Here is an 11,952-nt window from a genome sequence, read left to right as displayed (position 1 = left end):
GGGGCGCGCGTGGGGGTGGGTCCGGGGTGGGTGGTCCGGGTCAGGCGCCGGCCAGCGCGTCCTGCTCGGTCGCGATGACGATGCGCTCGGACGCCGTACGGGCCGTGCGTTCGGCGCCCCGGCCGTCCGGCCCGGTGGCGATCACGAAGCCGGAGCGCTCCCAGGAACTGCGGATCGGTTCGACGTGCGAGCCCACGGCGACGGAGACGGCGACGTCGCGCACGCCCGCCGTGGACCGGGCCTCGTCGATCCCGCTGACGGACGTGACGCGGCCGGGCCGGACACCCAAGAAGCGGATGGCTGCGCCTTGTGGCCGCCGTGGTGCCGCAGCGGGCTCCTGCCCGGCCGCGATGCGGAACCAGTTGCGCAACAGGTCCCAGTCGTAGGCGAGTTCGATGAGCCTGTGGATCTGGTCGCCGGGCAGCCTCGCGGCGCACTCCACCAGGTGCGGCATCCCGTCCTCGATGATCCACTCGCCGTGCATGACGCCGGTACGGAATCCGGACGCGCGGGCCAGGGCCAGCATGCTGGCGCTCAGCGATTCGCGTACGCCGCCCTCGGGCGGAGCCGGGACGACGTGTCCCATCTCCACCGGGTGGACGCCACCGAGCAGACGCTTGGCGGTCACGTTACAGAACAGCGCGGCGCCGTCGCGCAGCAGCAGCTCGACGCTGAACTCCTCGCCCAGGAGCCGTCGTTCGGCCAGGCACGGGGAGGGCGCCCCGTCCAGGCGCATGGTCCCCCCGATGACGTTGCGCGCGGTGGTGTGCCGCCAGGCCGCCGCCACGTCCGCGCCGGGTTCGAGGACAAGGACGCCTTCGCTGGACTGGAGGGTGGCAGGCTTGAGGACGAACCCGTCGGGGCACCCGGCGGCGAATTCCGCCGCTTCGGCCGCGTCGGACACCTCTCTCCAGGTGGGCTGGGGGATGCCCGCCTCGTCGGCGAGCCGTCGCTGACGGCGCTTGTCGCGAAAGGTCCGGGCGGCCTCGGCGCCGGGGCCGGGCAGACCCCAGGCGTCGGCGAGCACCGCTGCGGCCACGACGCCGTAGTCGTTTCCCGGCAGCACGGCACTGACACCGGGCGGCGGGGCGACGAGGGCGGGCAGCCGGTCCGCGTCGGTCTGCACCGGGGCGGGCAGGACGTCGGCGAAGCAGGCGATCTCGCCGGTGCGGTCACGGGCGCCTCGCACGGCGAGGACTTCCGGTTCGTCCATGACGAGGACGCTGTCCGGCGCCAGGAAGCCGTCGAGGACGCGCAGCAGGTCCGCGCTGTATCCCACCAGGAGGTATGCGGGCATGATCGGTCCCTTTCAGATCTCTCCGGGGCACAGTTCGCCGTGCTGGACGCCGCAGCCCAGAGCCGCCTGCATGAGCAGGACCGCTTCGAGTCGGTTGCGCACGCACAGCTTGGTCAGGGCGTGGGAGACGTGGCTCTTGATGGTGGCCGGGGAGACGACGAGGCAGTCGGACACCTCGCCGGTCGACATCCCCTCCGCGAGCAGGGTCAGCACCTCCCGTTCCCGTCGGGTCAGGCAGCGCAGCCGGACCGCGAGATCACGGCCGGCGTCCGCGGGCTGCATGGCCACGCAGAGTCCGACGAGATCAGGCGAGAGCACGATGTGCCCGGTCGCGGCGGCGGCAGCGGCTTGCGGCAGGTGGGACAGCGCCCAGTCCTTGCTCAGGCAGCCCGAGGTGCCCGAGGCCAGGGCGGCGTCCAGCCGGTGCTTGGACCAGTCGACGCCCACCAGGAGGGTCCTGCCGCCGCGGCGGTTGACGTCCTGGGCCTTGAGGACGTGGTTCTCCAACGGTCCGGAGACCAGGATCGTCAGGTCCGCCCGGTGCAGCGGCCACTCCGCGGCCGGGCGGCGGCTGTCGCCGGTGGCGACCAGGCTGACCTGGTCGTCCGCGTGCAGGGTGCCGCCGAAGACCTGGCGGGAGACCGGGTCCCCGTCGACCAGGAGGACACGGGGTGGTTCGGCGGAGGGCGGGGCGGCCGGCGCGAACACCTGCGCAGGTGCGGGCGCCGTGGCGAGCTCGGCGGTGGCGGGTCCTCCCGTGGTGGCCGCTTCGGCCGGCCCCACGGGGCCGGCCCCTTTTACGACGGGTCCGGCCGGGCGCGAGGGGAGGCGGGGAAGGTTGTCGAGGAGCGCGGCGGCGGGGAGCATTCCGCCCCACGCGCTCGCGCCGGTCTCGCGCGGGGGGTGGCTCGTGATACGGGTCATCGCGGCACCTCCGCGGTCAGGGCGAGACGACACCGGGAAGCTTCGGGAAGGCGGTGGTCTGCCACACGTAGTCGGCGCCCACCAGGTAGCGGGTGAAGCGCTGGACACCGAGCCCGAAGCCCGCGCTCGGCGGTATGCCCTTCTTCACCTCGTCCAGGTACCAGCCGTACTTGGCGGGGTTCTCCCCCGTCTCGCGCATCCGGGTGATCAGACGCCGGTAGTCCGACTCGCGTTCGCCGCCGCTGATGACCTCGCCGTAGCCCTCCGGCATCAGGAGGTCGAACGTCCGCAGCACGCCCGGCCGTTGACTGTCCTCTCGCTCCAGGAAGACGCGTGAGCCCTTGGGGTAGTCGGTCAGGAACACGGGGCGGCCGCTGCCCTCGGAGAGGAGGCGCTCGCCTTCCCAGTCGATCTCGGCCGCCGCGCTCTGGGCATGGCCGCCGTCGACGAGACGGGTGACGGCGTCCGTGTGAGCGAGCCGTTCGAACGGGGCCGCGAGCATCGCCCGCAGCGCGTCCACGTCGCGCCCCAGGTCGCGCAGCGCCGGTTCGCACTCGGCGACGACCGCTCGGGTAGCGGTGGCGATCAGCTCCTCGGCCAGGTCCATCACTTGTTCGCGGCTGGTGTGCGCCATCTCGATGTCCAGCTGATGGAACTCCGCGAGATGGCGCTGGGTGGAGCAGGTCTCCAGTGGCTCCATCCGTACGTTCGGAGCGACGTAGAAGATCTTGTCGTAGGCGAGCAAGGCCGCCTGCTTGTAGACGAAGGCGCTCGTCATGAGTTTGTAGCGGTGGCCGTAGAAGTCGACGTCGACCTGTTTGGCGCCGCGAATTCCGGGGTCGGTGACCGGGCCGATGACGGGAGGGAGGAGTTCCACGAATCCGGCTTCGTACAGGAATTCCCGGGCATGCCGCAGAAATAAGTTCTGCAGGCGGAGAATCCGGCGGGTGCTGTCGGAGCTGAGGTGTGCTCGTGGCCCGGGCGGGAGGTGCGCGCCAACCAAGACTGCGGGTGCTGACATTCTTCGTGCTCCCTCTTTCGCTAAAGGGTCAGGGAAGAACTTCGCCTGATCCACGCTAGGGGAGGGAAGTGACCGGTCCGGAATTTTCCGGCGGAATATAACCGGAACTCTGCCGACAGGACGACCGGCTCGCGGGCAGGTGGGCGCGCCCTGCGGACGTACCACTCGGGAGTGGGGTCTGCGCAGGGCGCGCGGGAGCGTCACGGCCGGGCGCCGGTGTATCGCCGGGGCGCGTCCGTGCACTCAGCGGGTGCGACGTTCCATGTATGCGGTGCCGCCGTCGACGGCGGCCAACCGCCAGCCGTCGCGGGCCACCTCCGTGAGAACACCGGTGGCACCGGGGCCGGACCCCTCGGGGAGCGGCACGGCCCTGTACTCGTAGGCGCAGGTGAGCGCGGGGCGCCGCACATCCGGTGCACCGGCTGGTTCCGCGTCCCTGTCGTCCCCGTCCGCGCCGGTTCCGGCAGCGGCCGGCCGGGCCGTCCCAGCGAGGGCTCCCGGGTCGGTATCGGGGCGCGTTCCCTTGGTGGAGGCGGGAGAGGTGAGCGGGATCGATCCCTGACCGAGCGAGGAACCGGACAACCGTGGTCCCTGTTCGGGGAGTCCATGAGCGTCGTGAAAGGGCTCCCCCGGGGCGGTGGGCCGTCCGAAGTCCGGCGGACCGACGCCGCCCGGACTTCCGTGCGGGCCTTCACGTTCCCCTTCCACGGCGAGTTTCAGCAACCGGTACCGAGTGGACCCGTCGATACGCAGAGCGTCGGCCAGCAGCTGGACGGTCTCTTTGCGCGGATGGCGCACATGACCTTTCTCCAGGTTTCTTATCGCGCGGGAACTGATGGTGGAGAGGTCGGCCAACTGCTGCTGGGTGATGCCTGAACGCAGTCTGGTGCGCATCAGCATTTCGGCGAACTGAAGGTTTTCCATGAGGTCACTCCGACATCTCGTGGACCATACTTCCCCGGATCCGGTACGCGGCCTCCGGCGTCGCCGCGCTCGGCGCATCCGGCGGCGCCGCTTCCCACCATAGGAAGCGCGCTGCCGGGCCTCCACGTCACGACCGTCACACGCCTACGCTTCGCGACAACCTTCCAGCGGCCGACGTCCCCTCCCCGTATGCACAGGTGGGACGCCGCTCCCCAGCCACGGATCCATTCGGCTGACCGAACGGGCAAGAGGCGCCCGAACGGCCCGCCCGCACCACGCGCCCGACCGGGCCCAGGCCGTCGCACCCTGTCTGAGCTGCGGGATGGGCGACCCGGCAGTGCGGCACCGGCGACAGACACCGAACGGCGCCCGCTCACCAATGCAAAATCTGCCAAATGGCCGATTACCTGTGCTAGTTGGTCATACATGGGAATGCGAGTGCCGAGCAGCACCCCTTCAGCCCGCCTCGACGCGTTTGCGTACGCCGCCGGCCGCCCTCCCCACCAGACATCGGCCTGTCTGCAGGTCAGACAGCCTTCGAACTGCTGACCCCTCACCCGGCCGCCCAGGTCGCGGCCCGGCCACCGCCCTACGCCGGCCCTCGCACCACCGAGGCCGTCAGCGGCTGCCCTTCGTACTGATCCGGGAATAGCACCACGAATATCAGGATGCGATGTTGTCCTGCGCGACATCCTCGACGAACGGGCCGACGACGGGCGACGGACCGACCGGCACGCCCGAGACCGCCACGGCCATGTCCGGTCACGATTCACGGGCGGCTCTGTCACCCGTTGACGCCACGCACTCCCGGAGCACCGGTTCCAGGCGCAGCTGGGTGTCCTCGCGGTCGAAGACTTGGAGGGTGCCGAGAAAGTCGACGATCAGCCGTGCCTCGTCCTCGTCATCGATCTTGAGCGCGACGGCGGTCGCCGCGCCTTCCAGGTCGAAGAGGCCGTCCTTGAACTCGTCGGGGAGGGCCCGGTATCCGGCGGCCGGCAGGGGATCCTCGCACACGCCGGTGGCCTCGGCGGATGCGCGGGCCTCGACCCGGTCCGCGCGGAGGTCGGCCAGACGACGCAGCACCTCGTCGGGGTCACTCCATTCCTCGCGCAGGCGGTGGGCTCGGTCCACCAGGAGCGGCCAGCCGCCGGTCAGTTCGTGGAGACGGTCCAGGCGGCCCTCCGCAGGGGACACGTTGACGCGCTGGGCCCAGCAGCGCAGGCTGCGGTGGTCACGCCTACGCAGCACTACCGGGGCGGCCGAGGTGGGCTCGGTTTCCGTCAGCAGGGAGCGCCATAGGGCGAGCTGAGCGGGGTCGGCGACGAGGACGACCCCGCGGGTGACCCCCGGAGTGGCGGGCAGTGGCGTCTCTGCCAGGTCGACGGCTTCGCGACAGGTCTCAGCACGGACCGGCTCCCGGTAGTTGATGAAGGCGCTGATGACGACCCGTCGTTCTCGGGCGCGTCCGCCAGAGCACACCCTGGGCTCCTGACCCCCGCAGCCGCCGCCCACGCACTGCCGGCAACCCGCATCCGCGCAGATCAGCGCACCCGTCCCCGGGGCTTCAGGGGCACAGACGGCAGTTCCGGAGCGGGCAGCGGGTCCCCGTCGTAGCCGTGGACCTCGCCGAAGCGGGCGCCGGCCGTCCAGTCCGCACGCGCCTGCACGATGTCCTCGTTCGACCGTCCGATGAAGTTCCACCACATGATGATCTCCTCGCCGAACGGCGTCCCGCCGATCAGGAGCACGCGCGCGGGCGTGTCCGACTCGTTGGTGAGTGTCAGGGTGGTGTGGCCCGTGCCGAGGTAGCCGAGCTCCGCCGGGCGCAGGGTGGCGCCGGCCATGACGATCTGGCCCTGGTCGACGAGGAGGCCGTGTTCGAAGGACGCGTCCACGGCGAGCGTGGTCGTCGCGCGCGGCTCGATGAGCAGTTCGGCGCCGAGCAGCGGCGAGAACGTCCGCACCGGCGATGTCGAGCCCGCCAGCGTGCCCAGGAAGACCCTGGCCTCGGCTCCGTCCACCCGTACCGGAGTGGGGACGTAGTGCTGGAAGTCCCGGTCGGCGTTCCGATGCCCGTCGGGCAGCGCCACCCAGAGCTGGACGCCGTGGAGCACGGTGGTGGCGGGCGTGGAGACCTCCGAGTGGGCGATGCCGTGGCCGCCCGTCATCAGGTTCAGCTCCCCGGGCCGGACGAAGGCGTGGCTGCCGAGGCTGTCCCTGTGCTCGATCTCCCCGCTGAACAGCCAACTCACGGTCTGCAGGCCGATGTGCGGGTGCGGTGCGACGTCCATGCCGCCGGATGCGGACACGTCGTCGGGTCCGTAGTGGTCGACGAAACACCAGGCTCCGATCAGCGTACGGGCGCGCTGGGGAAGGGTGCGCCGCACCGCCATGGCCCGCGGGCCGCCCAGCGGCACCTCGCGCGCGGAGAGGACCTCGGCCCGACGCGCGGTGCCACTGCCCTCGGCTCCGCAGCGCAGGGCGGCGGGATCACGCTCGGCATTGCTCATCGCTGCCTTCCCCCATCAAGATACTTTGGCTTTCAACCACTGTCTTCGATCATAAACCTTCACGAGTCCCAGAGGGAGCCCACATGGAGCGGCACGACCACCCGGAGCAGCGCGCCCACCAGCCGGAGCAGCACGCCCACCCGACCGTGCAGCGCGTCTACGTCGACAAGCAGAGCCCCAAGGCCTATCACGCGATGGTCGAGGCGTCGGCCGCCGTCAGGGCCACGGCGGCCGACGCCGGGCTCGACCGCATCCTCGTGGAGCTGGTCAACCTCCGCGTCTCCCAGCTCAACGGCTGCGCGTACTGCCTCGACGTGCACACCCGTACCGCCCTGCGCGAGGGCGAGACGACCCGACGCCTCGGCGTGCTGGCCGCCTGGCGGGACACCGAACTGTTCACGCCCCGGGAGCGGGCGGCGCTGGCCCTGGCGGAGGCCACCACGCACCCGGCGGACGCCGCCGCACAGGAGGCGGCGTACGCCGCCGCGCGTGAGCTGTTCTCCGACGCCGAGATATCGGCGGTGATCTGGGTGGCGATCACGATCAACGCGTTCAACCGCGTCTCCATCCTGAGCAAGCATCCGGTGCGGGGCGCCCAGGGGCGGTGAGCGGTCACAGCCGGTGCGCCGGGCGTCGACTCCCGCCGCCCGGCCGTCCCTGGCGTGGCGGACGACGGCCCCATGACGCGGCGTGCGCCACGAGTCGGCGTACGGCGAGTGCCTCCCCGGCGGTCACAGCCGCTCGGGCGTCGTGGGCGCCGCATGTGTCGGGTGCGCCGTATACGTGGGGTCTGCCGCCTGCGTCGGGTGAGCTGCGTGCCCTGCGCGAGCCAGGTGCGCCGCCACGTGAGCGGCAAAGGTGCGCGGCGCGCGGCCCGTGACGCGTTCCACGACGTCGCTGGTACGGTCCTCCGCTCCTCCGGCGATCGCCTCGTCCATGCCGGCGAGGAGATCGGCGAACGGTTCCGGCAGGCCCGTCGCGGTCAGCCGGTCCCGCATCGCCTCGCGGGAGACCGCGCGATGGCGGACCGTACGGCCCGTGACACGGGTGAGCGTGGCGGCGGCGTCGGCGTAACTGAGGGCCTCGGGGCCGGTGATGAGAGGGGCCGCGTTGTGCGGCCGTTCGTCCGTGAGGGCCCGTGCGGCGACCTCCGCGATGTCGTCGGCGTCGATGAACGCGACGCGGCCGTCCCCGGTGGCCGTCACGATCTCGCCGCGCTCGCGGATGCTTTGCGCGTGCACATGGTCACCGGTGAAGTTCTGCATGAACCAGGAAGGTCGGAGCACCGCCCACTGCGGGAACCTCTCACGGATGCCCCGGTACACCTCGCCCAGGCCCTCGTCCGTCTCCGCGATCGCCGATGACCCGAGCAGCACCACCCGCTCGACGCCCGCGCCGCGTGCCCGGTCCAGGAACGGGAGCATGGGCGCGGCCGGGTCCGGTGCGCCCACGGGCGCGACGAGGTAGACGCGGCGCACTCCGTCGAGCGCGGGGGCGTGGGTCGCCGGGTCGTTCCAGTCGAAGCGGGCCGTCTCCAGGCCGGCGGCCGGAGCGAGGCCAGCGGTCGTCCCGTGGGCAGCGGCCGGGTCGGGACCGGCAGCCGTGCCGTCATCGACCGCGGGGCCAGGATGGCGGCTCGCCACTCTGACCGCGTGCCCCGCCGCCACGAGGCGGGCCGTCACGCGACGGCCCGTCGTGCCGGTGCCGCCCGTCACCAGAACGCGCGTCGCCGTGCTCATCGGGCCGCTCCCACGAACGGCGCGTCGGCGCCGCCCGCGATCTCCAGGGCGGTCAGCGGGTTCCAGTAGTCGCGGTAGTGGGTGATCAGTCCCTCCTCGACGGTCACCACGGCCACGTACGACATCTCGAAAGGGTGCCCGGTGGCCACCGCGCGCCCTTCGGAGCGCATCTCGACGACCACCACGTCCGGGTCGCCGGTCCGGTGGACCTCGACGTACGGGATGGCGGTGAGGTCGATGTGGTCGGGATACGCGGTCATGTACGCGCTGACGGCGGCCTTGCCTTCCAGGCGGCACGGGGCGCCCGGCGGGGCGAAGGGGAACTCCATGACTCCGCCCTCGGCCCAGAGGTCGATCCACGCGTCGAACCGCTTGGCGAGGAGGAGGTCGATGCCCTGGCGGAAGACGCCCTCCGGTGTCGACGCCGGCGGGGCGTCCGTGCGGGTGCTGCTGCTGTCGTACGTCATGGCAGTGCGGTGCCTTTCGGCGTAGGGGTGAGGAGTGGCGGGCGGGGCCGCGAGGGCTCGGCCCAGCGCCACACCGCGCGGCGGGCTAATATACGGACCAGCGGTCCGCATCTAGCCCGACTATACGGACCGCTAGTCCGCTTTCGCAATCCCCGCTGCCCACTGCCCCGGAGGAACCCGTGCCCCCACCCCCTCGCAAGGAGCGGGCCGACGCCCAGCGCAACCGCGAGGCCGTACTGGCCGCCGCGGAGGAGTTGTTCGGCGCGCACGGTGACCCGGAGCGCGTGTCCATGGACGACATCGCGGTGGCCGCCGGGGTCGGCAAAGGCACGTTGTTCCGCCGGTTCGGCGACCGCCTCGGGCTCGTCAAGGCGCTCGTGGAGCGGCGCACCGAACAGCTTCGGGCCGACGTCGTCGCCGGTCCTCCGCCGCTGGGCCCCGGCGCGCCCGCCGACGCACGCGCCCTCGCCCTCCTGGACGCCCTGCTCACCCTGAAGCTCGACACGCGTCCTCTGATGCTCGCCCTGGAGAGCGCCGGCCGGGGCAGCCCGTACGACAACGACACCTACGAGCTGTGGCACGCCGAACTCACCGCGCTGCTCACCGAGGCCCGCGGCGAGCGCGACGCCGCCTTCCTGGCACACGCGCTGCTGGCCGCCGTGCGCAGCGACCTGATCGAACACCTCACCACGCATGGCACTTCCCCGGACCACATCCGCGCGGGGGTCACCGCCCTCACCCGCGCCACCCTGCGGCGGCCCTGATCCCGCCGCCTAGCCCGCACGGGCGGCTCGCACGCTGGTGGCTGGCGCCGCAGGGATCGAGTGGAGCGAGACGCGGTGCCGCGCGAACGGCTCTCTCCCGGCAGGACCGCTTGCTCGGCCACCGGGCGGCTCGCTGATGCCGCGCTCTACGAGGCCGTGGCCGGCGACGGCGACCGAACGGAACGGCCGGGCCGGGGAGGGCAACCGCACCCCTCCCCGGCCCGGCCGCCCCTCTACTGACCTGCCGACCCACCGACCACATGACCCTCCGGCCAAGCGGCCGATCGGTTCGGTTCGGCTCACCAGATCCGGACCCGATCCTCCGGGTCCAGCCACAGCCCGTCGCCCTTCACCGTGCCGAACGCCTCGTGGAACTCGTCGAGGTTGCGGACGATGTTGGCGCGGAACTCCGGCGGGGAGTGCGGGTCGATCGTGAGGTACTGCTGCTCCTGCTCCTTGCGGCGCTTGGTGCGCCAGCAGTACGACCAGTTCATGAAGAGTCGCTGGGAGCCGGTGGTGCCGTCCTCGTCGCGCGGCATCGGCGCTCCGTCGAGCGCGATGAGGTACGCCGTGTGCCCGATGGTCAGGCCGCCGAGGTCACCGATGTTCTCGCCGACCGTCAGTGAGCCGTTGACGTGCTCGCCGGGCAGGTTGCGGGGCGAGAAGGCGTCGTACTGCTCGATCAACGCCTTCGACTTCGCCTCGAACGCGGTCTTGTCGGCGGCGGTCCACCAGTCGTTGAGGTTGCCCGCGCCGTCGTACTGCGCGCCCTGGTCGTCGAAGCCGTGGCCGATCTCGTGGCCGATGACCGAGCCGATGCCGCCGTAGTTCTCCGCAGGGTCGGCGTCGGGCGAGAAGAACGGCTTCTGCAGGATGCCCGCGGGGAAGCAGATCTCGTTGGTGCCCGGGTTGTAGTACGCGTTCACCGTCTGCGGCAGCATGAACCACTCGTCGCGGTCGACCGGCGAGCCGATCTTCGCGAGCTCGCGGTCCGACTCGAAGGCGGCCGCCGCCTGCGCGTTGCCGAGCAGGTCGTCGGAGCTGACCCGGAGCGCGGAGTAGTCGCGGAAGGTGTCGGGGTAGCCGATCTTCGGCCGGAAGGTCGCGAGCTTCTCGTACGCCCGCTCCTTCGTCTCGTCCGTCATCCAGTCGAGGCGGGCGATGGACTGCCGGTAGGCCTCCAGGAGGTTGGCCACCAGGTCGTCCATCATCGCCTTGGAGGACGGCGGGAAGTGCCGTGCCACGTACTCCTTGCCGACGGCCTCGCCCATGGCGCCCTCGACGAAGGAGACGGCGCGCTTCCAGCGGGCGCGCAGCTCGGGCGTGCCGTTGAGGGTGCGTCCGTAGAACTCGAAGTTGACGCGCACGAACTCGTCCGGCAGGTACGGGGCGCAGGCGCGCAGGACCCGTGTCGTCGCCCAGTCCCGCCACCGCTCGATCGGCACCTCGGTGAGGACCGTGGAGAGGTGGGAGAGGTAGGACGGCTGGCGCACGCACGTCTCGGCGATGGTGGCGTCCGAGCCGCCCAGGCCGGTCACATAGCCGCGCCAGTCGAACTCGGGCGCGAGGGCGACCAGTTCGTCGTACGTCGTGAGGTTGTAGGTCTTCAGGACGTCACGCGTGGCCGCCCGCTCCCAGTGTCCGGAGGCGAGCCGGGTCTCCAGTGCGAGGACCGTCTTCGCGGCGGCCTCCGGCTCGGCGTGCTTGCCGAGAGTGAGCAGCTCGGTGAGGTGGGCGACGTACTTCTCGCGGATCTCGGCGAACTTCTCCTCGCGGTAGTACGACTCGTCGGGCAGGCCGAGGCCGCCCTGGAGGACGTTGAAGAGATAGCGGTCGGAGTCGCGGTCGTCGGAGTCGATGTACGAACCGAAGAGACCTGAGCCGCCGACGCGCTCGAAGCGGCCGAGGAACGCCGCGAGCTCGCGGACGTCCCGCAGCCCGGCGACCTCGTCGAGCAGCGGCTGCGCGGGGGCGAGGCCGCGGGCGGCGATGGTCTCCTCGTCCATGAAGGAGGCGTACAGCGCGGCGATCTTCTGGGCCTCCTCGGCGGAGGCGCCCTCGCCGGCCGGGGTGTCGGCCAGGTCCTGGATGATCTCCTTCACCTGCTGCTCGGCCGTGTCGGCGAGCTGCACGAAGGGGCCCCAGCTGGAGCGGTCCTCCGGGATCTTCTCCGTGTCGAGCCAGCGGCCGTTGACGTGTCCGAAGAGGTCGTCCTGCGGTCGGATGTCGGGGTTCATGCCCGGGCGGGCGTCATCCAGAATGCTCATCCTGGCAGCCTATGCGAGCGATCAGCCCGGCACGAAGGG

The 11,952-nt window shown here is 71.5% G+C and carries 11 protein-coding genes; 2 read left to right on the top strand and 9 right to left on the bottom strand.

The genetic code is table 11. The features are described 5' to 3' along the window. Window positions 1-40: 40 nt before the first annotated feature. The 6 genes from DCW30_RS36460 to DCW30_RS36435 form a co-directional block, all read right to left on the bottom strand. The gene (locus DCW30_RS36460) at window positions 41-1,297 is read right to left on the bottom strand and encodes an ATP-grasp domain-containing protein (RefSeq protein WP_076682618.1); all 1,257 of its coding nucleotides are present in this window, start codon (window positions 1,295-1,297) and stop codon (window positions 41-43) included. A gap of 12 nt (window positions 1,298-1,309) precedes the next feature. After that, window positions 1,310-2,221 carry a response regulator transcription factor gene (locus DCW30_RS36455; protein ID WP_076682621.1) on the bottom strand — a complete coding sequence of 304 codons (912 nt, stop codon included), beginning with the start codon at window positions 2,219-2,221 and terminating at the stop codon, window positions 1,310-1,312. 16 nt (window positions 2,222-2,237) lie between these two features. After that, entirely contained in the window at window positions 2,238-3,242 is a 1,005-nt protein-coding gene (locus DCW30_RS36450) for an asparagine synthetase A (protein WP_076682622.1), read from the bottom strand. 243 nt (window positions 3,243-3,485) lie between these two features. Continuing rightward, on the bottom strand, window positions 3,486-4,166 hold the full coding sequence (locus DCW30_RS36445) for a helix-turn-helix domain-containing protein (RefSeq protein ID WP_076682624.1): 681 nt from the start codon (window positions 4,164-4,166) through the stop codon (window positions 3,486-3,488). 762 nt (window positions 4,167-4,928) lie between these two features. Continuing rightward, a complete protein-coding gene (locus tag DCW30_RS36440) occupies window positions 4,929-5,645 on the bottom strand; it encodes a hypothetical protein (RefSeq protein WP_237283305.1) in 717 nt (238 codons plus the stop codon). A 62-nt stretch (window positions 5,646-5,707) separates the two neighbouring features. Further along, entirely contained in the window at window positions 5,708-6,676 is a 969-nt protein-coding gene (locus DCW30_RS36435) for a pirin family protein (RefSeq protein WP_076682626.1), read from the bottom strand. An 83-nt stretch (window positions 6,677-6,759) separates the two neighbouring features. On the opposite strand from DCW30_RS36435, the gene DCW30_RS36430 reads away from it, so the two are divergent. Further along, window positions 6,760-7,284 (top strand): carboxymuconolactone decarboxylase family protein, encoded by a 525-nt coding sequence (locus tag DCW30_RS36430; RefSeq protein ID WP_079249870.1) that lies wholly within the window; start codon window positions 6,760-6,762, stop codon window positions 7,282-7,284. Between the two features lie 123 nt (window positions 7,285-7,407). On the opposite strand, the gene DCW30_RS36425 is transcribed toward DCW30_RS36430, so the two are convergent. Beyond that, window positions 7,408-8,415 carry an NAD(P)H-binding protein gene (locus DCW30_RS36425; protein WP_076682628.1) on the bottom strand — a complete coding sequence of 336 codons (1,008 nt, stop codon included), beginning with the start codon at window positions 8,413-8,415 and terminating at the stop codon, window positions 7,408-7,410. After that, window positions 8,412-8,882 carry a nuclear transport factor 2 family protein gene (locus DCW30_RS36420; protein ID WP_076682630.1) on the bottom strand — a complete coding sequence of 157 codons (471 nt, stop codon included), beginning with the start codon at window positions 8,880-8,882 and terminating at the stop codon, window positions 8,412-8,414. Before DCW30_RS36420 ends, DCW30_RS36425 begins: the two co-directional genes overlap by 4 nt. A gap of 179 nt (window positions 8,883-9,061) precedes the next feature. Between DCW30_RS36420 and DCW30_RS36415 the strand changes: the two genes are divergently transcribed. Further along, entirely contained in the window at window positions 9,062-9,646 is a 585-nt protein-coding gene (locus DCW30_RS36415) for a TetR/AcrR family transcriptional regulator (RefSeq protein WP_076682632.1), read from the top strand. A 299-nt stretch (window positions 9,647-9,945) separates the two neighbouring features. Here DCW30_RS36415 and DCW30_RS36410 read toward each other — a convergent pair whose 3' ends face one another. After that, window positions 9,946-11,913 carry a M13 family metallopeptidase gene (locus tag DCW30_RS36410; RefSeq protein ID WP_076682634.1) on the bottom strand — a complete coding sequence of 656 codons (1,968 nt, stop codon included), beginning with the start codon at window positions 11,911-11,913 and terminating at the stop codon, window positions 9,946-9,948. Between the last annotated feature and the right edge of the window lie 39 nt (window positions 11,914-11,952).

This window comes from Streptomyces alfalfae (assembly GCF_004127445.1).
GTDB lineage: Bacteria > Actinomycetota > Actinomycetes > Streptomycetales > Streptomycetaceae > Streptomyces > Streptomyces alfalfae.
This window is presented reverse-complemented; position numbering and strand designations above follow the sequence as displayed.

What these genes read in the sequence shown, in the direction of transcription:
- DCW30_RS36435 (WP_076682626.1), bottom strand. Translation starts at nt 6,676, where the DNA reads ATGAGCAATGCCGAGCGTGATCCCGCCGCCCTGCGCTGCGGAGCCGAG.
- DCW30_RS36455 (WP_076682621.1), bottom strand. Translation starts at nt 2,221, where the DNA reads ATGACCCGTATCACGAGCCACCCCCCGCGCGAGACCGGCGCGAGCGCG.
- DCW30_RS36420 (WP_076682630.1), bottom strand. Translation starts at nt 8,882, where the DNA reads ATGACGTACGACAGCAGCAGCACCCGCACGGACGCCCCGCCGGCGTCG.
- DCW30_RS36410 (WP_076682634.1), bottom strand. Translation starts at nt 11,913, where the DNA reads ATGAGCATTCTGGATGACGCCCGCCCGGGCATGAACCCCGACATCCGA.
- DCW30_RS36430 (WP_079249870.1), top strand. Translation starts at nt 6,760, where the DNA reads ATGGAGCGGCACGACCACCCGGAGCAGCGCGCCCACCAGCCGGAGCAG.
- DCW30_RS36445 (WP_076682624.1), bottom strand. Translation starts at nt 4,166, where the DNA reads ATGGAAAACCTTCAGTTCGCCGAAATGCTGATGCGCACCAGACTGCGT.
- DCW30_RS36450 (WP_076682622.1), bottom strand. Translation starts at nt 3,242, where the DNA reads ATGTCAGCACCCGCAGTCTTGGTTGGCGCGCACCTCCCGCCCGGGCCA.
- DCW30_RS36460 (WP_076682618.1), bottom strand. Translation starts at nt 1,297, where the DNA reads ATGCCCGCATACCTCCTGGTGGGATACAGCGCGGACCTGCTGCGCGTC.
- DCW30_RS36425 (WP_076682628.1), bottom strand. Translation starts at nt 8,415, where the DNA reads ATGAGCACGGCGACGCGCGTTCTGGTGACGGGCGGCACCGGCACGACG.